The organism is Cytobacillus sp. FSL R5-0377, from assembly GCF_038004385.1.
Taxonomy (GTDB): domain Bacteria; phylum Bacillota; class Bacilli; order Bacillales; family Cytobacillaceae; genus Cytobacillus.
Genome location: NZ_JBBORA010000002.1, coordinates 228,364 through 248,895, shown reverse-complemented (window position 1 = coordinate 248,895; position 20,532 = coordinate 228,364). Strand labels below are relative to the sequence as shown.

The window sequence follows — 20,532 nt, the reverse complement described above, 5'->3', positions numbered from 1 at the left end:
GAATCATGGCCGAAACTAGACAACATAAAGTTCATCAAAAAAAACTACAAGAATTGGTCAAGATCATGCCCTATTACGTTGGTGAGTATGTAGATGATAAATTGGATACCCGCTCCTCCTCCACCCTTTTAAACTATGTATTAGATTATAAAATGTTTTTTGAATGGTTAATATCTGAAGGAATTACGGAGGTTGCCACCATTAAAGAAATTCCTCTTTCAGTCCTGGAAAAACTAAAGCTCGATGATGCAAAAAACTTTTTTAAGTACCTGCAGCGAAGGGATATTCAAGTTAGCAAAAATGAAACAAAAAAACCCGAAAAAATTTCTGTGAATCGTAAGATATCGGCTCTCCGTTCCCTTTTCCATTATCTGACTACCCAGACTGAAAATGATGAGGGTGAACCATATTTTTACCGAAATGTAATGTTGAAAATTGAAGTAAATAAGGTAAAGGAAACACTTGGTGCAAGAGCTTCTAAAATCTCAACAAAAATTTTTCAAAATAATGATGATGCTTCCTTTCTATGGTTTGTTAGAAATCAATATGAAAAAAATTTACCTGATGGTTCAAGGAAGCGTATATTTTTTAAAAGAGATAAAGAACGTGATCTTGCTATCCTCTCTCTCTTTTTAGGCAGTGGTATTCGTGTAAATGAGCTTACCAATCTTAGATTAAAGGATTTAGACTTTGAACTGAATATTATCAGTGTAATAAGAAAAGGCGGCAAAAAAGATACAATTCCAGTTGTTCCAGAAGCAATGAGGGATATTAGAGATTATCTAGATATACGTTCAGAGCGCTATAAAGCAACCAATGAGGACTCTGATTATGTATTTATATCTAAAGGTTCAACTAGCCCTTCTCCACTGGCAAATCGCTCTGTAGAAAGCCTGGTTAAAAAATATACAAAAGCGTACAAAAATAACAAGTCTATGTCCCCCCATAAACTAAGGCATACATACGCTACAAACCTTATGGAGGAAACAGGAGATATCCATTTGCTAATGAGACAGCTTGGCCATTCATCTACAAGTACAGCTGCATTATACTCTAACCCTGACCAAGAAAAAGCTCAAGAAGCTGCTAGACAATTAGGTTTGAGAAGAAACCAGCTTAATAAGGATTAAAGTAAATTAAATTCCTTCTACTTAAAGTAATCCCTAAGAATGATTTTGGAATTGTAACCCTTGGTGAGTTAACTTAATGCAATTGAAAAACTAATATAATAAGTGATTGAATTGGAGGAAAATATGAGAATAGATTCTGGTTTTTCTCGAATCGCAAACCACATGAGTTCATGGCTAAAATACTCACAAATTTTTGGTTATAAGCCATCAAAAGAAGAAATTATAAATGATATACGAAGTATAAATTTAGAGGATGCTCTGATTATTATTGCTAAATTCTCTGTATTAAATGACCAATCAAAAAAGCAGTTAAAAACACTTATAAATGCGAGTATTCAAGATAGAGAGGAAATTTATTCTGTAGAGCCATTTGATTTAATCAGCTTACTTTATTCAATAAAATGGTTTTTAGCATATGGACTTCCCAAGAATGAATCAACATTTAATAATGGTTATCCTGATTACTATAATATTTTTATCACAGTTTTAAAGATTTCCGATTATTTGGAAGACAATATAGATAATGAAGATGAAGTACAAAACCTTGTCTTAAAAAGTTGGTTATTTACTCGTCCAGGAGATATTGACAGAGCATTAGTAAGGCAGTATGTAATGTTTGAGGAAATAGCTAAAAATAAAGATTTTAAAAATGAATTAAAAGATTCTTATTTAGATATACATTCTATCTTTGAACAATATTATGGGTACTCCATTAAAGATTATATTTCTGTACTCTTCGCATTGCATATGCCTAGCATCAAGGAATTAAACCTAAGAGAAGCATTTAGCACTAATAACTGGGGCATAGATTTAACTACCTTTTTTAAAAAAGTTAAAATCAAAAATGTAGCAGAGCAAATATCCAATGATTTAACAGTAGATATAAATACTTTAAAAACTTGGGCTAGAAACACCATTGATAATCCATTTGATTACGAAATACTTCTCTCCAAACCATTATTTAAAAAAGGTAATTGGTTAATCCCTTTTTCTCCTGGCATATTAAATAGCACCATTTTTGATGGTTTGTGTTTTAAGATTAATCAAAGTTGTGCTAAAAGTAAGATAGATTTTTTTTCTTTTTTCGGCCGCTTGTTCGAACAATATATATCCACATTGTTATCATCAGCTGTAAACTCTGCAAAGAAAATAACAAATTATGAGTTTATAGATGAATTTCTTTATGGGAAAGAAAACAAAAGATCACCTGACTCTCATGTTTTACTTGGAAGAACATTGCTAATTTTTGAATGTAAAGGTGGTCGTATTAGGAAAGAAACAAAAATTTCTGCAGAGCCAGAATTCAGTAAAAAAGATTTTGAAAAATACGCAATCGAACCGATTAAGCAAGCAAACAAAGCTTATACCAATATCCTTAGTAAAAAACCTTCAATATTTAAAAATGTGAATAAGGTGATTATTTTATCAGTATCTCTTCAATCTTTTCCTAAAATTCCAAAGTTTAATGATTTAATAGCTGACTTAAAAGGTAATTTGCATCCACATATAAAAGAAATAGATTATATTGGCCTTTATGATCTAGAGTTGTTAGCATATTTAATTAGTCATCATGATATTACCGTCTATAAGTTTATTAAGAATAAAAAAGTATTGGATGATTTTATTCCTTATCGTAATTACTATTACGATAAATATGGTGGAATAAAGCGCCCAGATTTATTAAATGAAAAATATATGGAGTGTACAAATATAATAAGAACAACTTTATTTTAAAATTTATAGGCTCATATGGTAATGGGGTTTTCAAATATTTAAATTTAAAACCTTTCTAGAGTATTAAAAAGATATACAGTCTGTTAGCTTATATTAGAGATGAATTAAACCTGCATTTTTATTTTGATTCTTTTAAGGGGATGATGTCATGAGGGAAATTGATGTGCCTACACAACCTGAGTCTGAAATCATAAATTGGTCTTCTACACTTTCTCAGTTAGAGCAGGTGGCAGAAAGCATGCGACCTCTTACCTCTTTAAATATCCATAGTAGACTTATAGAGGCCACTTCCTCGATAATAGATGGCCTATCAACTAGTGGATATTTAAAGACTCTTTCTGAAATACAAGCATCTATAAAACCTTTGCAGGTAAACGTTTTTAGCCAATTGACATCAAGTCTTTTAGAAGTTCAAAAAGAGCAAAGGCTATTGTGGCAGAGTATGTCTCCTGTATTTCAATTGGCAGATAAAACACAGGAGTTAATAAAAGCTTATGAAGAATTTAATTCTAATAACTGGATAAGACCTATTTACACAGAGGTAGCTAATATAGCAGAAATCACTTCATCTTTGTCATCAATATTCAAAGACTATAATGTTAGGGATATTGATTTAAGTGGTTTTGAAGATTTAGAAGATGATTGTTCTTCTGGAGGGCAAGAATCTCTTTCTCCTTCTTTCCAAGATGTAGTCCTTCAAGTAAACGGAACTGTCGCTCCTGGTCAGAAAAAGTTAATTGATATGACGGAGGAGGATCTTAAAAGATTATTTGAAAAATCACTAACTAAAGCTCGGGCATTTTCTCTTCCGGCTTTTATATATTATCTTTACGCTGAATATGTTAACGATGCAGCAAGGGTCATCCTTGAAATCATGTTTGCTTTTTCGTTAACATTTTTAACTGGACAATATAATGCAGAAGTAAAAGCTCTTATTGCAGATACGATGCAAGATTCAATGATAGTAAAAGATACGAGAAAAGTGATTACAAAGTATATAAAGGTTAATCCGGTTGATCAAGTGGCATTTTTACGGAATGAATCTTTTTTAAGACAGGGAACATCCAAGACTTCGCCTGTTGTGCCTGGAGGAAAGGTATCAACTGTATCAGTTTTAACAATAATAGAACGAAAAAATAATTGGATAAAGGTTGAAGTGGATACTGGAGAGTCTTGCGGAGAGATAGGTTGGGTTGAGGAGTCCAAAGTGATTAAATTTAAGATGATTAAGTAAAAATAATATAGTTAGAGCATGGATTTGACTAATATAAAACTTTAAGGTTAACCAATTGGATGGTTAACCTTTTACATTTTTAAGTTTGTTCATTTACCTAAAGAATTTTTGTGTGAAACCTTAAATTTGTTAATGTTCTCTTGATAGAGTTCTTTACTTTTTTTTATTGAGTAGTCCACCCATTCAGGAAAAACATCTGAAATTGTTGGATATTTTTTAGTAATATACATTTTCAAGACATTTATATCGTCTTTAGATGGATTAATTGGCGCTCTTGGTAGCGGAAGTGGTCTCTCATCTATATTACTATTATACATTGCATATGAAAACTGAACATAAAACTCATCGGTTAAGATTGCATCTTGTGTTCTGTAAACTCCATTATCATCAAATGCAAGAGTATCAAAAACAATCCTTAAAATTCGTATGGGTTTTCTATTTTTCGTTTCGCAAGCCATATCCATCATTAAAATATCTTGTTTGGCAAACTCCGGCCTTCTAATTTCAGAATAATCTTTCTTGGGAATTTCAAATACATGACCATTGTGAACACAAACCTTTTTAAGACTAACACCCATATTATCAACACCTTTATATTAACTACGATCTTATTGTCATTTTTAAACTTGCGAGACTTATCTCTTGGTGAATTCTTCTATATCTACTCCATAGAAATCTGCTAATTTTTGCAGCTTGTCTTTCCTTGGCCGTGTTTTGTTTCTTTCATACCTACCTATCATGCTATGAGATGTGCCAATAGCTTTTGCCACTTCTTCTTGTGTAAGGTTTTTCTTAAATCGCTGAATTCTTAAGTTTGCTCCTAAGCTGCCATACATATAATCACCCATGTCTTGTATCGGATTTTTAAGTAGAAATGTTTAAGGATAGAGGTTTATGCATCCTTTAGTTTGGTTTTTAATAATATCCCTTCCAATACCTATTCCATTCCACTTCGACTTTCTCGAGGATATCAAGGATAAATTGGTTAGGACAAACTGCATTGCATACCATTCCATAAGACGACAGTTTCAATTTTAGTTTAGCAGTATAAGACAATTATTTATAAATTCTTATAATATGCATTAGGAAATTAAGCCACTTATATCCCGGTTCGTTGCTCTTAAACTTCCAAAGTCAAACTTATTTTTTCTTTTTTTATCTGGGTATTGACAAAGTTACTAGTAAATGGATTACATAATCTTAACCTACAGATAAGGAATGATTATATGTTCAATAAGCTAAGAATCTGTCACTGCAACCCTCAAATTGTAAATGAAGAAGTCCGGCATGATTACTATATCCGGTATACTCTTTGTAACCGATGCGGGCATAAAACCAGCTTCATTTTTTATCAAGGTATGCTTTTCTTCCGAAGCTGATAAAAGGTCCGATGGGGCAATGACCTAAATCGAACATTGCCCCATCTTCAATTTTAATAATAATTTCTAAGTTCAACCTCAGTAACAGGAAAAGGCTCTCCGCTTATATAAAATAAAGCTTTAGATTCATCTCCCATTCCCAATGTACCAACAATATTTCTTTCCTCACCTTCCCTTGTAACAATGGATATGTCATCATTTTGGTAAAAGTCGTTAAGTCCCTTTGGATTGAAAACAGTCAACATATAAGTAATTCCATTATTATTTCCCACATGGAGAACCGCTCGTGAAAAATTAATGTCCTTACCTTTAATAACAATTTTTGTGATATCTTTTTTCATAATTTTCATCCTTTCACTTTTTTTGTCTTTATAGATAATATAGCAATAGCACTAATTTTCTTTTATTATCTTTGCGAAAAAATTCGACAAATTTCCACCTTAAAACTAACGCTATCTCACTTAAATTGGGTGAAACTCAGATTATTTTAATTTAATCGAGTAGGAGGGGGTGACTAACCCCCGACCTCTCACACCACCGTACGTACCGTTCGGTATACGGCGGTTCATTTAAGTTTGACGCAGAAATTCATATCTTTGATATAGACTTTTGAGCCCTCGATTACTCCAATAGGAGTTATCGAGGGTTTTGTGTAGGATTGGACTAGAGGCTATTCTCCAATATTTCCTTCTGGAGTTTCCCCATTCGTATGCCTTTTGGTCAGGGACACCTAGACCTTTGAGTCTTCTCACCCTTGTCCTTGGGTTTTTCCATTGTTTCCACTCAATCATACGAAGTCTTCTTCTAATCCACTCATCAAATTCTTTAAATTTACTTGGTGTGTCAGCCAATGCAAAATATCCACACCATCCCGTCAGATATTGATTTAGTTTCTGAATTCTAACTTCCATAGGAATTGATTTGGAACGGGAGGTTAATTCCCGTATGTTAGCCTTAAGCCTTTTAATACTTTCTTTGGCTATTCGAACCTTCGGTTTCTTATTGAGCGTAAAGCTAAAGCCAAGGAACTTTCGTTTCCACGGGCGATCAACTGCTGATTTTCCTCGATTTACTTTGAGTTTTAATTTCTGCTCTATGAAACGTGTAATCGAGTTCATCACTCGTTCTCCAGCTTTCTTCGATTTCATGTAAATATTACAATCATCGGCGTAGCGGACAAACTTGTGACCTCTCCTTTCCAACTCTTTATCAAGCTTATCCAAAAGGATATTTGAAAGAAGAGGACTCAGAGGACCTCCTTGTGGTGTTCCTTCTTCTGCATCATAGACTACACCATTTATCATGATTCCTGCCTGGAGATATTTCCGTATTAGTTTCAAGACCAATCGGTCTTGGATTCTACTTGCTAAAATCCCCATTAGCTTATCATGATTTACTTTGTCAAAGAATTTCTCCAAGTCCATGTCAATTACCCATCTATAACCTTCACTTATGTATTCCCTTGCCTTGCGAACCGCATCATGACCTCTTCTATTCGGTCTAAACCCATAGCTATGTTCCGAGAAGCTTGGGTCAAAAAGGGGGGTTAGAACTTGAGCAATTGCTTGTTGAATGAATCGGTCTGTCACGGTAGGTATTCCTAGTAACCTTACTCCACCGTTCGGTTTCGGGATTTCGATTCGACGGACGGGGTTGGGCTGATAGGTGCCTTTCCTTAAAGAATCACATAAGGTGTCCCAGTTCTCATAGAGATGTCTTCGTAGGGATTTTACGGACATTCCATCTATGCCGTGACTCCCTTTGTTCTTCTCCACACGTTTAAGTGCTGCTATTAAGTTTTCCCGTGACAGAATCAGATCCATTAACATATGATATTTCCTTTCGACGTGAACGTAGAAATCTAATTATGTTATTCCTGCTCCACCCTCCTGAAGTCCCCTTGTGGAATTCACCACTTCTTCCTTCAGGTAAGTCCTTTCGGATTGTCTGCTTCTACACAGGAATTGTATGCCTAGTTCTCGTTCTTCCTAAATGTTCAGCCCTTCCCTTACCATCTCGAGTAGGTAAGGTACTATGACCTCTGCTGACTTCTGGTTGTTCAACTATCTATTGCTAGATAGGTTACCAAGTGTACTTGGCGTACCAACCAGATCTCCCCGGGTAAGAGTACAGTCTTTCCCTCCATCTATCTGCTCCATTTACTCTGTACCACCTTTGGCAGTAAGGACTTTGTTTTGATCTGCAAACTCATCCAATGGTACCTAGCCTTATATGAAGTTCGTGTTCCTCAGACCGGAGGTTTGCCGCTCGCTTCCTTCAGATTCCGTGTCACCACGGACACCCTTGCGTTAAGCTAACCACTACTACTGCCTTCATGGCTCGGGACTTGCACCCTATAGACTCCACCCATGCCGGGCGCACAGAAAAAAAGGAGTCAGCTCTTTACTGACTCCTTTTTTCAATAAATTATAATGGAATTTCCCTTTTTCTAATCTCAACCTTTAAATCGTTCTTACAGTATTCAATAAAATCGATCATATTTGCAATCAATTCTTGGTGATAAGCTTCCCCATTTTCTTTAGTTGATACTGTTGGGTCTCCTACTACTCCAACATTAAGTGACCCCTCTCTGTATATACCCACATCACTTGGAACAAAGATTCGGTCTCCCTCAACAAATGGATCGTGCTGTAGGAATCGATGATTCTCTTTAATATTTTTTACTGCTTTATCCATTTCACAAAGCTCCGGATGAAGAAACAACATATGGGAAGTTTCCATTTCAGCAGCGTGACCAACACCTCCAGGTTCTGATTTTTTTACTATTCTGGCTACCTGGTCAGCTATATAAAATGGATCTGCAATTGATAAAAAAGCCCCTGTCTCGTTGCGAAGCTTAGTAATGGCAATCTTTAATGGGGGCAAATTTGCCTCTCGATGTCCATTTACGATGATAATCTTTTCGAATCCATGATAGATTAAGCTTTTACAAACATCATACATCAAGTTCGTTAACGTTTCCGGTCTTAATGTTATTGTTCCTGGATATGCCATATGATGAGGGGCCCAGCCTGTCCAGTTCGGAGGAGCCACCAACGTTTCTGTGCGTTTGCCAGCTTCTTCTGCCACCTTTATAGCTACCAAGGAATCTGTACCAAGCGGCAAATGTTTCCCATGCTGTTCAACACTGCCCACAGGGACAATTATTGTTTTATTTGATTGTAAATACGCCTCTACATCTTCCCATTTGTTTTCTTGAAGCCATATACTTTTCAATTCTCTCATCCTTTCATTCGATTATTCTGATAACCTATTTAAGTCTTCTTCATCCAGGTAGTTCCTAATCCACCCTATTCCTATCAATAAAGGTATGGTCTCTATATAAGTCAGTATCCAAAAGGAGGCAATCGCCGCGATGACTGCAAGTACCGGTATATTTTTTATGTTGAAAGGAAAGCGGAATTCTGCCTTAATTTCCGGCCGCATGATCCTTACGACAATGAGAGCAATATTCATCAAACCCATCATCAGCCAGTTAGAAAATACGGCTGCCCCAACAGCAATCGAAATAGCTTTCCCATAGCCAAAAGTACTCATTAGAGTTGCTCCAAGTGCAATGATTCCAGTAAAAACTGTTGCGTAGACTGGAACTTTCGTTTTGCTGCTAATTTTCCCAAAAACAGCAGGAACAGCATTTTCTCTTGCTGCAGCAAATAGCATTCTTGATGAGCCCAGTAAGCATCCGATTGTTGAAGTTCCGGTTGCTGTTAAAGCTGCGATGGCAATCAGAACAGCACCAAGACCAGGAAGCACATTCTCAACAGCTAAAGATAGAGGTGCTTTAGATTCCGCAAGAGCAGTGATATCCGCTGCGGAAACCACCCCATAACCAGTTAAGCAATATAAAATAACTACTGTAACCAGGGCAGAAACCTGAGCTAATGGCAAATTCCTTCTAGGGTTTTTAGCTTCTTCTCCTAATGTCAGAACTGCCTCAACCTGCATTTGTCCAAAAGCAATCAATGCTGTAGCAGCAAAGACTCCGGTCCATCCATTGGGAAGAAAATCACTTTGCAGAAAAGGCCCCGCTGGGTTAGAAGCAATTGAAATAATAGCAATTGCAAATAAAGCGATAACCTGAATAACTGAGAAGATTGTGTTTATCTTGCCAGTTGCATTTATACCTACTAGTAGCAATCCAGTGATTAAGATAGAAATGAGCGGTGCCACTACAGTTGCCGGCAAGGATGGAAATATATAATTAAAATATCCTGCAAATCCTAAGTTTACGGCTCCAGCAGCAAAGGCAAAGGAAAGAAAATATAAGCCTGAACACCAAAGAGCCATTAACCTCCCCAAGTCTTTATGGATTGGCGAAAAAGCGAATTTTGAATATGCATATGATGCTCCTTCATATGGCCATATCGAGGCAAGTTCTGAATAACTCATGCTAGACAATATGGCAATAATACCGGCAATTAAAAAAGCAACAAACAAGGCTGGTCCTGCTTGCGCAACTGCTGGGGCAATTACTGTAAAGATTCCTCCCCCTATGAGGGCTCCAACACCCACACTCCATAAATCCACAAAACCCAGGCTCCTATGAAGCTGTCCGTGTCCTTTTCCATTCAGTTCATTTCTGCTAATTACCTTATTTGGCTGCATTTGCATCCCTCCGTTTCAATTATTGGAATATACATTTCATTTTTAAAATAGTTTCGACAAAAACAACCTCAATCCTTCAAAATAATGAAAAAATTAAAAAAACACTTCTATTCAATTAGAAGTGTCTATAAATTATGTTCAATTTTATTAGCTGTTTCTTTTAGCAACGCTATATATTTTTCCACATGATCGGGCTCAAAATCTTGAGACATACCAATCATGCTGATAGCTCCTAATACCTCTTTTAACCTTCCAAATACAGGAACCGCTATAGCAGTAGTGCCTTCATAAAGTTCCCCATGGCTAAGTGAGTATCCTTTTGCTTTTATTTCATTCAACTCTTTTTTTATAGAATCATAGTTGATCTTTGTTTTAGAAGTAAATGAAGTATACTCGTAATTACTCAGAATATAATCCTGTTCGTCTTCTGGCAAATATGCGAGTAAAATCCTTGGACATGCAGCTGCGTAAAGAGGTACTCGCCTGCCTACTTGAGGATAAACTCTTATTGGATTAAGTGACTCAAACTGTTCTATATATACAGCATGGTCTCCATCCCTGACCGCCAGCTGAACGGACAGTCCAGTTTTATTTCTTAGTTCAAGTAATTCACTCTTGGCGTACTCCCGAATATCAAAATCGCTTGTAACTATTTGGCTTTTTTCCATAAAGGTCATTCCTAGTTTAAATCTCATTTGTCCTTCTAATGTAACTCGCTTCACATAACCAAACTTCTCCAGAGAGCATAGCATTCTAAAAACAGTAGGCTTTGGGAACCCGGATCTTTCAGCAATAGCATCCAGAGTTAGAGAAGGGGTCTTCATAGAAAAAAGTTCTATTATTGAAAGTGCCTTTTCGACACTGCCGCTCTTACTTTGCCTTTCTTTCATCATCTTTTGCTCCTTCATATAATATGGGATGCGTTGCTTGTTTTAACTTATATTAATCGCTTACAGTTTTATAGTTCAGACTATCATTGTAGGATAAGTTATTCCTTTTTACAAATTTTACAACATAAGAAAAGCTCTTCTCTTAAGAGAATTAGACTTTTTGTTTTTGACTTAAAAAAGATGATCACTTCCTGCCTGTGCCGCTCAACAACGCGCCCGGTTATCGAAAATTTTGTTGAAGATTAGTGAACATAAGTAAAACACCTATTCCAGTAAAATTGTGAAATTATAAAAGACCAAATCATTAGTAGATTTGGTCTTTCATTTGTAACTAAGTTACAAGAATTGTTTACTTAATATTCAGTAATTTAATTATATGCCTTCTTATTTCCTTTCAGATATTCAACGATTTCTTCTGGTGTTTTATTGTTTAAACCTAAATCAGTTAATTCTAAGGCATTTGCTCGCAAATCTTCTTTTCTAATTAAGGATGCCAAATCAATAAGTAAATTGGATGCAGGAGTTTCAACACCTAATTTTTCACCTAGCTTTACAAATGGATGTAACCCATAAGGAATATCTTCATAAATATACCGGTAATTTACCGTTGTTGGTGCTTTACCAGTCTTATAAGCTGGATTGTTTTGAATTGCATCGTATATATTATCTTCAACCACATCATAGAATCTGTTAAGAAGTTCTGGACAGGTAGATAGATTTATATTTAATTTTCTGCCGATTTCTAATCGTTCATTTTCAATTGCTTCAATCACATTTACAACAGAAGGGGTGGCACCATCTGGGTAAAAGAAGAAATCTCCCTCTGATTCTATTCTGCCAGTATTTAATAATAATATAGGTACATGAAATTGAGGATTCACGTTGTTTAAGGTAGTAGTTAGTACACTGTCCGTTGCAACTAATTGCGGATAAACTTCTTTTAGTCTTTCCTGTACAATGGAAGCGTCAGTTGCTGGAAGAGTGGCAAACTCTAAATTTTCCTTTATCTTTCTGATACGAACATGTCCTGGTTCAATATAGCGGCAAGTATAAATAAGGGATTCAGTTTCTGCAACATAAACTTTTTTATTCATTCCGACTTCGTTAAATATATTTCTAAACTCAAGAGCTCCCCAATAGCCAGGGAATATCATGATAATCTGATCGTCTTTCAGATACGGTGCAATCGAACGAGCAACACTCTTGTGTGCAGTACCAGTAGTTGTCACCATGATTATCTCGGAGTCACTCATAGCATATTCCAAATCTGTTGTTGCAGTTACAGAGGCAAACCCTTCAAATACACCCTCTGCCTTAATACCACCATTTTCTTTAATTTTAGCAATTAATTCAGTTTGAATATCATATAATGCAACTTCATGATTTAGATGTGTAAGATGCGCCGCCATACTTTGTCCGCCATTTCCCGCTCCAATAATAGTAAATTTCATATTTTATCCCTCTATTTCATTTATTTTTTTTGTTACATTTTGATCTACTTTTTTGGAACTAAAGTACAATTGAACCATTATACTAGCTAAAATTAACCCTAATCCAATGGTATCTGTTATTAACCCTGGAACAATAAGTGTTAAGGAGGCGGCAATAAGTAAAATTCTCACCAAAACATTTGCTTTCTTACCTATAAACCATCCTTCTACGCCGGATGCTAGTACGAATGCCCCGATTAATGCAGTCAATGTAGAAACAATAATTTGAGTCGGTGTGCCTTGTAATAAAATAGCTGGGCCATAGACGAATACAAAAGGAATGATAAACGCTACAATTCCAATTTTCATGGATGTCATTGCAACCTGCATTGGTTTTGCTTCAGAGCACAAAATACACCGTATATAATAAAGAGAAAAGCCTTTAAAATCAGCTTTTCTCGATTAAGCTTAAAACATCTTCTATATAATCGTTAAATTCTATATTCACACGGTCCCGTCCAAAATACACTTTGTTAATTACTCGCGAAAGCATTACTTTTTTCAAATCGTTATCTGCAGCATCAAATTTTTCTTCCCAATTTTTTAACTCTTCTACCATATTACGAACATCTGAGTAATTTTCTTTTTCTTGACTAAGTTCCTTTTCAATATAATCTATCATTTCACTTGCTTCATCAAATTTATCTTGAATTCCGCGAATTGCTGTTGATAATTGATCGGGCGTAAAAGAACTTTCTCCAAAAAGAGACTTTGCAATTTCACTATTTAATTTATCCAATTGTTTTTTATAATCATCCCGTTCTTTATTAATATTTTTAAGTTGCATTTCTTTGATAGATAACCCCTTTTTTTTCTTATCTATAGATTTATCAATAAAAATGGAGAGATCCATATTACGTATGATTTCCTTTATTTGATTAATAATGATTTTATCGTATTTCCTTGCCCCCCAGATGTTTTGTTCATGATTAAAAGTTCCTTTGTTTGCAGGACATCTGTAACGGTATTCTACTCTCTTATAAACTTCATCCGGGTTTTTCTTTTTCTTCGTTTCTCGATAGTTGTAACTTCCTTGGAGTCTCGACTGGCAAACTTCGCAGAATGCAAGACCCGAAAACATCAGTTGACCACTCATTGGAACTCCTTTTTTTTCATCTGTTTTAAGAGCATCACTTCTCTTTTTCCTAAGATTTTGGGCTGCTTCAAACAATTCATCTGATATAATCCTCAGTTCTTCTTTATATGGCATGGTATCGCCATCTTTGCCTCTAAAACTTTTGTATTTTTTCTTTCCAATGTAAATTGGATTTTGGAGCATACGCTGGACAGTGCTTACTCCAAATAAATTATTCTCTCTACTTCTATATCCATTTGAATTTAAATAATCAACTATTTTTCTAAAACCATAATGCCGATTAACATATAAATCATAAATCATTTTTACAATTTCAGATTCGTATTCATCAGGCACTTCTTTTTTATAAAACACATCTTTTTTCTTTAAATGTGGTATGTCTGATATGACAAGTTTATAGCCGTATGTAGCTGGTCCACCTTGAAAATAACCTTCTTCCGCATAATTTGCTTTATATTCCTTCACACGACTTGAAGTATTTTCACTTTCCCCGGCTGCTTTCCAAAATCGTATGTAATTGATAAGTTTATCGATATGCTGATCAATTTTTATTTGCCCATCTTTTACCGACCATACTTCAATTCCTTGATTTATTAAAAACTCAACCACAAACGGAGTCTCTTCATCTCTTCTTCCAATCCGGTCATCCATGAAAACTAACAACACATCAAACTCTTTATTTATGGCAGCTTCTTTTATTTCGACTACCTCATCCCGCTCGTCTGCTTTTTTCTTCCAGCCGGAAATTCCCTTTTCATATAATTCATTGGTAATCTCCCAGTCCGGTTTCGAGTCAACAAAACGATGACAGGCTTTACGCTGACTTGGAATATCATCATCTACGTTTACTTGTTTTTTTGTCGAGACACGGTACAAATTCCATACTCTTTTTTTCAATTGTTTCACCTACATTTTCTCCGTTATATGACGCGTTAATTATATAACAAAATACACCAAAAAAGGACCGGAATTGTTTACCTATACAATTCCGACCAAAATTCACGCCAGCCGTCTTTTGCAAGCTTATTTTTTTGTTTATCTTTGCTAAAAGAAAAGTCCACCTTCACACCTTCACTTGAATTATCTTTAAAAACAATCTTGTCGTGTTCGTCATGGACTGAATATTCCTTATCTCCCAGCTGCAGTTTCCCGATTGATTGGGTGTCATTTTCATGAGTAACATCAAGTTTTTCGCTTTCCATCCCAATCCCCCTTGCTTTATCTAGATGCCGCCTTACTAAATCGTATGCTTTATTGAAAATGTCCTATGTTCTGTATACTGTTTTTTTTATTGTTTATTATTTAACCTTATTATGGCAATTTTTGTATATTGTATACTTAGGGGGTTATAATGATAATAATCAATAAACAAGGAGTTAATTAAAATGGATATCAATCCGGTTATCATTGGACAATTAGTAAGACAGAGAAGAACCGAAAAGAATATTGGAGTTAGGGAATTGGCAAGAGAAATAGGGGTTAGTCCAGGTTATATTTCACAGCTTGAAAAAGGAACATACAAAGTCCCATCTTCAACAGTTTTAGAAAAATTATTTAGGATTTTGATGTTTGAAAATAAGTACAAAGCCATTTTTGGATTAAAAGAATTAACTGCTGAAGAACTTAATGAAAAAATAAATAATGAAGAGCTTAAAAAAATGTACATTAATAATTTGCTAAAACAATTTGAAGCAATGGAATCCGAAGATTTAAGAAAATTAACCCTTGTTCTAGAACAATTTCAAGATATTGTTGTCAAATTGGTTGAGATCGATGAAAAAGCTCATGATAAGAATAAGGTAATACATGCTATTCGTGAGTATGTTGATTTTGTTCATAATAAAAATGTAGTTAATAGATTAAACAAGTTATTTGAATAGATTATTTTCAAAAAGATTCCAGATAAACAAGAAAAAAATGGAATGATATAAAATTTGTTGGTAAGTAAAAAAGTCACTAACCTAAGAGGCTAATGACCATTTTATTATTCGAAAATTTTTAATAACCCATCGGATTTTACTGTGCTTTTAACGAACTTAATTTAGTATCTTTTTCAAAAGAAATGTATTTAACCACTTCAGCTGCCTTTATTAATTGGAAAAGTCGAAGAACATCTTTTTTTGAAATTCGATCATAATTATAAGAGCCATGCATCATCCAATTACGATTAATTTGTTCCGGGTGTTTGTCCCAAGAAGGTTTAAAAAGTTCCTCGTATACATAAAATACTCTTCGAAAAAATAGTAAGTTAATTGCTAATTCATCTTCTGTACTTTCCACATAGTCTGAAAGCTTAACGTATAATTGGTTTTTCTTATTCCTTAATTTTGGTTTAATTTCTACATCAATTTCATACCCATGAAATGTTGTAGACATAATGCCTTCGATTACAGCAAATAAAGGAAAAGAAGCAAGAGCATATTGTTTCAATTGGTAAGCCTCATAAGACTGTTCAAGGATTGTAACATAATTAGTATACATTTCTTCTTTTCTAAAATTATCCATATATTTATCCAGCATTTTCTCTACATGCTGCTCAATATCCATACAAGATGGAAGATCGATATCGTCATCTATTTCAAAAGAATCGAAAATGTTACTATCTATCGCCCATAACTCTTGATCGAATTTTTCCATTTGTGTCTCAAATGTCGCTAGTCTAACTTTCAAACCTTCTCTTAATCCGCTCCAGTCAATGGAACTAATGGCTTGTTGTAATCGCGCAGTTACCAAAGGCAATGAAAGGGAAACCGGAGTCATTATATTTTTAAGTGTAGCTTGTAAATCTATTGTTGTTTCTTTATATGTATCACCTATTTTCTTAAACATTTGGAATAATTCTGGGTCTATTTTAGGCGGTGAAATATTAAGACTAATTGCACTAAGTTTCTCACTTATTTCCTTTAATTGATCTCCTATATTTTCTTGAACATTTTTATTGGCAGCTATCAAATCTTTTAATTTTAAATTTTCTCCCAAAATTAACACCTCTTTTTTCATAATTATTATTTTATTATAAATTTGGTTAAATTTGTTATCGAAAAATATAGGAAATTAATAAATAAATAAATGACACGAGGTGAAAACAACATGGTGTGACCGTCAAGTAAAATGAAACAGTTTTTGCTCCTTTAAGTGACACAATTAATTGGAAATTAGATTAAGAATAAAATGTTCTCTTGAGTAATAAAAGCTATTTTATGGACGTAAATAAAAGAGCCGAAAAATACAAGTAGTGTATAAAAACTTGCATAATTCTGCTCTTTTTTGCTCTTCATTGTTTTACTAAACCAGCTAATAGGAGTCAAGAACTTCTTATTAAAAATTTTTTTCTTCCGTGTTATACTTTGGAAGGCACGCCAAATAACCCTCCAAATACCTTTTGGAAGGTTTTTCATTAGCTGCTTTTTCTTGTTGATTAAGCCATATCTAGGAACTGCTCATTCCTTTTTAGGATTGCATAAATCCAGTGTAAAAGCTTGTTTACACAAGCTATCATCGCTACTTTTGAAGGCTTTCCTTCATTTCGTTTCCGATCATAATATTCTTTTAGCTTCTTGTTCCTCGAGCTTCTTATACCGCATAATACGGCCATATATAAAGCGTGCCGTAATCGGCTTGAACCTCGTTTGGTAATATGATTTATCGTAGCGGTGAACTTACCTGATGAATGGACACTTGGATCTATTCCTGCGTAAGCCACAAGTTTTTTAGGGTGATTAAACCGGTCAATTTCCCCGATTTCAGAAATAATCGTTGCCGCGATTTTTTCTCCTATACCGGGAATTGATTGGATTATCTTACATTCTTCAATTTCTTCTGCCAGGACATCTATCTGCCTCTCCAAGCTTGATAGGTGTTCTTGGTATTGAAGAAGCATATTGATATACATATCCAAACTGAACAACTGGCTTTCATAAACACCTTGTTGGAATGGATTCCGCTTAGCTGAAGCCATTAATTTGTGTGCCTTCTCCCTCATCCAACTTGGGGATCGTTTAATACGCATTTCCTTAATTCGTGCCAAAATCTTTGCTTCTCCTGCCATCAGTACATCTTCGGATGTTGGAAACTCCTTTAATATTTTAAGAGAAACTTTCGAAAATAAATCCCCGAAGACTCCCCTGTATTCAGGAAATATCTGATCAAGAAGAGTATGAAACTGAAGTTTTGCCTGGATGTAAAGGTTCGTAACGGTTTCGTATTGCCTTGACAATGTTCTCAGGTTTAGAAGTCTCAGTCCTCTTTTCTTATATGGCTCAAATTCTTCCTTGTAGTAAAGAACACAAAGGTGATATGCATCAACGGCATCAGTCTTTACCTTTCTAAGGCTTGTTTTCTTAGCTTGATAAGAAATGATGGGATTTACCAAGATGTATAGATACTGACTTCCCTCAAGACATTGAATAATCGGTGTATGGTAATGTCCTGTAGATTCAAGAATAACTGCTGGCCTAACCCCAGTATGTCCCTCTATCTCTCTCAAAAAAGAAATAAGCGAATCTAAATCCTCCTTGGTATGCTTTACACTGAAACTTTTCCCGAACGGCTTGTCTTTATCTAAAAAGGCTTGAACCTCACTTTCTCCTTTGGCTACATCTAGGCCAATGACTGGATTCATTAATATCTCTCCCTTAGTTTTACTCACCAGTAACCCCTATACCTTCCTGTAGTTCCATAGCTTCGCTTGTTATACGAGATTATTTGTCCCAACCAGCCTCAAACATCATTCTACAAGTAGGGGGCGAACAGTTTAGTTGACGAGATCTAACTCCCACGCACCCGTACGTTCTACCCTGGCTACTGAAATAATAGGTCCTATAAAAAAAAGAGCAACCAGTAAAAACTGGTTAACTCTATAATACGAACGCACCCGTTAGTTTAAGTACAATATTTCACAAACTTTTTTAAAGTCCCCATTACTGAATATTTGAAATGCCCTCTTGGATTTTTCCCTTGTCAAACCAAAAAATTATTAATTTTCCATGCAATATTACATAAATGATAAAAAAATACCAATACTTGTTATAGAATATAAAATTAATCTTAAAAAGGAATTGATTATATGGATAATACAAAAGCTGCAAAGTTAACTGCGGGTGAGTTAGCACATTGTTGGGAACAGTTAATGAATAATAGTATGTCAAATGTTGTTTTGGAGTATCTTACCTTAACATCAGAACAAGAAGAAGTTAAATCTCTTTGTAGTGAGGCGGGTTCTATTTCTAAATCTGCTGTACAATTTTTTGAATCTGTTCTACGAAGTGAAAACTATCCAATTCCTAAAGGCTTTAACATTAAAGATGATTTAAACCCAAATGCCCCTAAGATGTATACGGATGTTTTTATACTATTTTATTTAAATAATTTGTCTAAAATTGGAATGTCCTTAACAAGTATGGCACTATCCGATTCCGTAAGGGAGGATATCCGCAATTTTTTCCACGAACAGTTAAAAAACCTTTCAAGTTTATTTGAACGTACAACAACCATTCTATTGGAAAAGGGAGTATTTGTAAGACCTCCTTCAATTACCTCCACTCATGAAACAAACCCAATTGCAGATAAAGGATTTTTGGGTAACTTCTTTAATGATAATAGAGAATTAACGGCAAGAGAAGCAAATGAGCTACACAAAAATGTTTTTATGAATTATATTGGTAAAAACTTATTAATTGGATTTATACAATCTACATCTAATCAGCAACTAATGAGTTTATTGCAACATGGAAAAGAATTATCTATAAATATTATAGACAAATTAGGTGATATTTTAGTTCAAAATGATTTGCCTATTTCAATGACTTGGGATACGAATGTTTTGGATGGTAAAACATCTCCTTTTTCAGATAAATTAATATCTTATCTATTAGACCAACTTAATCGTGATGGTATCGCCAGTTATGGATATAGTGCAGCAGTAAGTATCCGAAAAGATTTAAAAACAACATATGCAAAGATAATTGCAGATGTGTATCAATATGAAGAAAATATAAAAACCTTTATGATAAAAAATGAGTGGCTGGAGAAACCTCCTGTTGCACTAAATAGGGATAAGCTTGCTCAAGACTAAAGAAAAGTAAAGCTACCAAAAGTTACGGTAGCTTTTTTGTTTTTCAAAGGAGTATTCCAAATCTCCTTTAAGTGTGTACCAGATATATGAAAGCCATTATTCCACTAACCTGCCCCGTTTGTTCAATTGGAAGGAATCAATACGTAATACTCTTTAGATCAATAGGGCATAATCTAAAAATAATCTTAAAATAACGCCTAGCTGAGGTGGATAATATGTTTCGTAAAGGAATAATTTTAATTTTTGTTGCTCTGTTTCAATTTAACTTATCTACTGTAAACGCCCAGGGAAATAATATTGCTAAGCTGTTTGATATTGAAAAGAATCAAATAATAAAAACAACCCCAACAAATTCTAACGTTCAATTAGAAACTGAAAAAATAATAAAAGGGATAGATGGTGTTGTGAAAAAATTTGAGCCTATTCCAAACCAAGGTTATATGGTTAAAATCCCTTTAGAACCGTCTTACCTTTTGGAAAATAAATGGATAAACACTTTAATTGATGAAATTATAATTATAATTCCTAAACAGGAGGATCCCTATTTGGTTACCTTTGATGATGAAAACAATCCTTATTTTTTTACTTTTAATACAAAAATTGATTCTTTATTGAATACTTTAGAATTTTCCCTTTAAGAGACCTTATTGGTCTTTTTTTATTATGGTTTTTCCTTTCCTGCCTCGATAGTACCTAAGACAACTCATTTTAGAACAAATCTGTATAATTAGGGAAAATCTTTATTGAGCTAACCTCCCTCAATAAACAAACACTTATCTCTTAAATACGCGGTTTTTCTCAATATCGCTATCCAGCTTGTTTAACTTTATAGAGTTGATAAGTACGAAAAGAACACAATCAAGCAGTTTAAGAAGAAAAT

General features: G+C 34.5%; 19 protein-coding genes. 6 read left to right on the top strand and 13 right to left on the bottom strand.

Features of this window, described 5'->3' with window-relative positions; all coding sequences use genetic code 11:
- Positions 1-5: 5 nt before the first annotated feature.
- From xerS to NSQ49_RS26130, 3 genes are all read left to right on the top strand, one after another.
- Positions 6-1,130: a tyrosine recombinase XerS gene (xerS, locus tag NSQ49_RS26140; protein ID WP_159866928.1), complete on the top strand. Its 1,125-nt coding sequence runs from the start codon at positions 6-8 to the stop codon at positions 1,128-1,130.
- 123 nt (positions 1,131-1,253) lie between these two features.
- The gene (locus NSQ49_RS26135) at positions 1,254-2,864 is read left to right on the top strand and encodes a hypothetical protein (RefSeq protein ID WP_159866931.1); all 1,611 of its coding nucleotides are present in this window, start codon (positions 1,254-1,256) and stop codon (positions 2,862-2,864) included.
- A gap of 148 nt (positions 2,865-3,012) precedes the next feature.
- Positions 3,013-4,098: a hypothetical protein gene (locus tag NSQ49_RS26130; protein ID WP_159866934.1), complete on the top strand. Its 1,086-nt coding sequence runs from the start codon at positions 3,013-3,015 to the stop codon at positions 4,096-4,098.
- Between the two features lie 89 nt (positions 4,099-4,187).
- Here NSQ49_RS26130 and NSQ49_RS26125 read toward each other — a convergent pair whose 3' ends face one another.
- From NSQ49_RS26125 to NSQ49_RS26075, 11 genes are all read right to left on the bottom strand, one after another.
- Positions 4,188-4,676: a hypothetical protein gene (locus NSQ49_RS26125; RefSeq protein WP_159866937.1), complete on the bottom strand. Its 489-nt coding sequence runs from the start codon at positions 4,674-4,676 to the stop codon at positions 4,188-4,190.
- A gap of 57 nt (positions 4,677-4,733) precedes the next feature.
- Positions 4,734-4,934, bottom strand: coding sequence for a helix-turn-helix domain-containing protein (locus NSQ49_RS26120; RefSeq protein ID WP_159866940.1), 201 nt, complete (start codon positions 4,932-4,934; stop codon positions 4,734-4,736).
- Positions 4,935-5,530: 596 nt separating this feature from the next.
- Positions 5,531-5,818 carry a hypothetical protein gene (locus NSQ49_RS26115; RefSeq protein WP_159866943.1) on the bottom strand — a complete coding sequence of 96 codons (288 nt, stop codon included), beginning with the start codon at positions 5,816-5,818 and terminating at the stop codon, positions 5,531-5,533.
- A 228-nt stretch (positions 5,819-6,046) separates the two neighbouring features.
- Positions 6,047-7,306, bottom strand: a complete 1,260-nt coding sequence (ltrA, locus tag NSQ49_RS26110) for a group II intron reverse transcriptase/maturase (protein WP_159871960.1) — start codon at positions 7,304-7,306, stop codon at positions 6,047-6,049.
- A gap of 598 nt (positions 7,307-7,904) precedes the next feature.
- Positions 7,905-8,714, bottom strand: a complete 810-nt coding sequence (locus NSQ49_RS26105) for a creatininase family protein (RefSeq protein ID WP_341071771.1) — start codon at positions 8,712-8,714, stop codon at positions 7,905-7,907.
- 21 nt (positions 8,715-8,735) lie between these two features.
- Complete coding sequence (locus NSQ49_RS26100) at positions 8,736-10,103, bottom strand: APC family permease (RefSeq protein WP_159866949.1); 1,368 nt, start codon at positions 10,101-10,103, stop codon at positions 8,736-8,738.
- A gap of 125 nt (positions 10,104-10,228) precedes the next feature.
- Positions 10,229-10,996 carry an IclR family transcriptional regulator gene (locus NSQ49_RS26095; protein WP_159866952.1) on the bottom strand — a complete coding sequence of 256 codons (768 nt, stop codon included), beginning with the start codon at positions 10,994-10,996 and terminating at the stop codon, positions 10,229-10,231.
- Between the two features lie 365 nt (positions 10,997-11,361).
- Positions 11,362-12,444 (bottom strand): NAD/NADP-dependent octopine/nopaline dehydrogenase family protein, encoded by a 1,083-nt coding sequence (locus NSQ49_RS26090; protein WP_159866955.1) that lies wholly within the window; start codon positions 12,442-12,444, stop codon positions 11,362-11,364.
- Between the two features lie 3 nt (positions 12,445-12,447).
- Complete coding sequence (locus tag NSQ49_RS26085; protein ID WP_159866958.1) at positions 12,448-12,792, bottom strand: hypothetical protein; 345 nt, start codon at positions 12,790-12,792, stop codon at positions 12,448-12,450.
- Between the two features lie 79 nt (positions 12,793-12,871).
- The gene (locus NSQ49_RS26080; RefSeq protein ID WP_236566247.1) at positions 12,872-14,485 is read right to left on the bottom strand and encodes a recombinase family protein; all 1,614 of its coding nucleotides are present in this window, start codon (positions 14,483-14,485) and stop codon (positions 12,872-12,874) included.
- Positions 14,486-14,553: 68 nt separating this feature from the next.
- On the bottom strand, positions 14,554-14,781 hold the full coding sequence (locus tag NSQ49_RS26075) for a hypothetical protein (RefSeq protein ID WP_159866961.1): 228 nt from the start codon (positions 14,779-14,781) through the stop codon (positions 14,554-14,556).
- Between the two features lie 183 nt (positions 14,782-14,964).
- Between NSQ49_RS26075 and NSQ49_RS26070 the strand changes: the two genes are divergently transcribed.
- Positions 14,965-15,459: a helix-turn-helix domain-containing protein gene (locus NSQ49_RS26070; protein ID WP_159866964.1), complete on the top strand. Its 495-nt coding sequence runs from the start codon at positions 14,965-14,967 to the stop codon at positions 15,457-15,459.
- Positions 15,460-15,595: 136 nt separating this feature from the next.
- Here the strand turns inward: NSQ49_RS26070 and NSQ49_RS26065 are convergent, their stop codons facing one another.
- A complete protein-coding gene (locus NSQ49_RS26065; protein WP_159866967.1) occupies positions 15,596-16,558 on the bottom strand; it encodes a hypothetical protein in 963 nt (320 codons plus the stop codon).
- Positions 16,559-16,997: 439 nt separating this feature from the next.
- Complete coding sequence (locus tag NSQ49_RS26060) at positions 16,998-18,200, bottom strand: IS110 family transposase (RefSeq protein ID WP_159871975.1); 1,203 nt, start codon at positions 18,198-18,200, stop codon at positions 16,998-17,000.
- 444 nt (positions 18,201-18,644) lie between these two features.
- Between NSQ49_RS26060 and NSQ49_RS26055 the strand changes: the two genes are divergently transcribed.
- Positions 18,645-19,652 carry a DUF3231 family protein gene (locus NSQ49_RS26055; RefSeq protein WP_159871906.1) on the top strand — a complete coding sequence of 336 codons (1,008 nt, stop codon included), beginning with the start codon at positions 18,645-18,647 and terminating at the stop codon, positions 19,650-19,652.
- A 215-nt stretch (positions 19,653-19,867) separates the two neighbouring features.
- Complete coding sequence (locus tag NSQ49_RS26050) at positions 19,868-20,290, top strand: hypothetical protein (protein ID WP_159871903.1); 423 nt, start codon at positions 19,868-19,870, stop codon at positions 20,288-20,290.
- Positions 20,291-20,532 lie beyond the last annotated feature (242 nt).

Coding starts and splice junctions, on each gene's coding strand:
- NSQ49_RS26055 (WP_159871906.1), top strand. CDS start 18,645: ATGGATAATACAAAAGCTGCAAAGTTAACTGCGGGTGAGTTAGCACAT.
- NSQ49_RS26075 (WP_159866961.1), bottom strand. CDS start 14,781: ATGGAAAGCGAAAAACTTGATGTTACTCATGAAAATGACACCCAATCA.
- NSQ49_RS26115 (WP_159866943.1), bottom strand. CDS start 5,818: ATGAAAAAAGATATCACAAAAATTGTTATTAAAGGTAAGGACATTAAT.
- NSQ49_RS26095 (WP_159866952.1), bottom strand. CDS start 10,996: ATGATGAAAGAAAGGCAAAGTAAGAGCGGCAGTGTCGAAAAGGCACTT.
- NSQ49_RS26085 (WP_159866958.1), bottom strand. CDS start 12,792: ATGAAAATTGGAATTGTAGCGTTTATCATTCCTTTTGTATTCGTCTAT.
- NSQ49_RS26090 (WP_159866955.1), bottom strand. CDS start 12,444: ATGAAATTTACTATTATTGGAGCGGGAAATGGCGGACAAAGTATGGCG.
- NSQ49_RS26060 (WP_159871975.1), bottom strand. CDS start 18,200: ATGAATCCAGTCATTGGCCTAGATGTAGCCAAAGGAGAAAGTGAGGTT.
- NSQ49_RS26050 (WP_159871903.1), top strand. CDS start 19,868: ATGTTTCGTAAAGGAATAATTTTAATTTTTGTTGCTCTGTTTCAATTT.
- ltrA (WP_159871960.1), bottom strand. CDS start 7,306: ATGTTAATGGATCTGATTCTGTCACGGGAAAACTTAATAGCAGCACTT.
- NSQ49_RS26125 (WP_159866937.1), bottom strand. CDS start 4,676: ATGGGTGTTAGTCTTAAAAAGGTTTGTGTTCACAATGGTCATGTATTT.
- NSQ49_RS26135 (WP_159866931.1), top strand. CDS start 1,254: ATGAGAATAGATTCTGGTTTTTCTCGAATCGCAAACCACATGAGTTCA.
- NSQ49_RS26100 (WP_159866949.1), bottom strand. CDS start 10,103: ATGCAGCCAAATAAGGTAATTAGCAGAAATGAACTGAATGGAAAAGGA.
- xerS (WP_159866928.1), top strand. CDS start 6: ATGGCCGAAACTAGACAACATAAAGTTCATCAAAAAAAACTACAAGAA.
- NSQ49_RS26070 (WP_159866964.1), top strand. CDS start 14,965: ATGGATATCAATCCGGTTATCATTGGACAATTAGTAAGACAGAGAAGA.
- NSQ49_RS26130 (WP_159866934.1), top strand. CDS start 3,013: ATGAGGGAAATTGATGTGCCTACACAACCTGAGTCTGAAATCATAAAT.
- NSQ49_RS26120 (WP_159866940.1), bottom strand. CDS start 4,934: ATGTATGGCAGCTTAGGAGCAAACTTAAGAATTCAGCGATTTAAGAAA.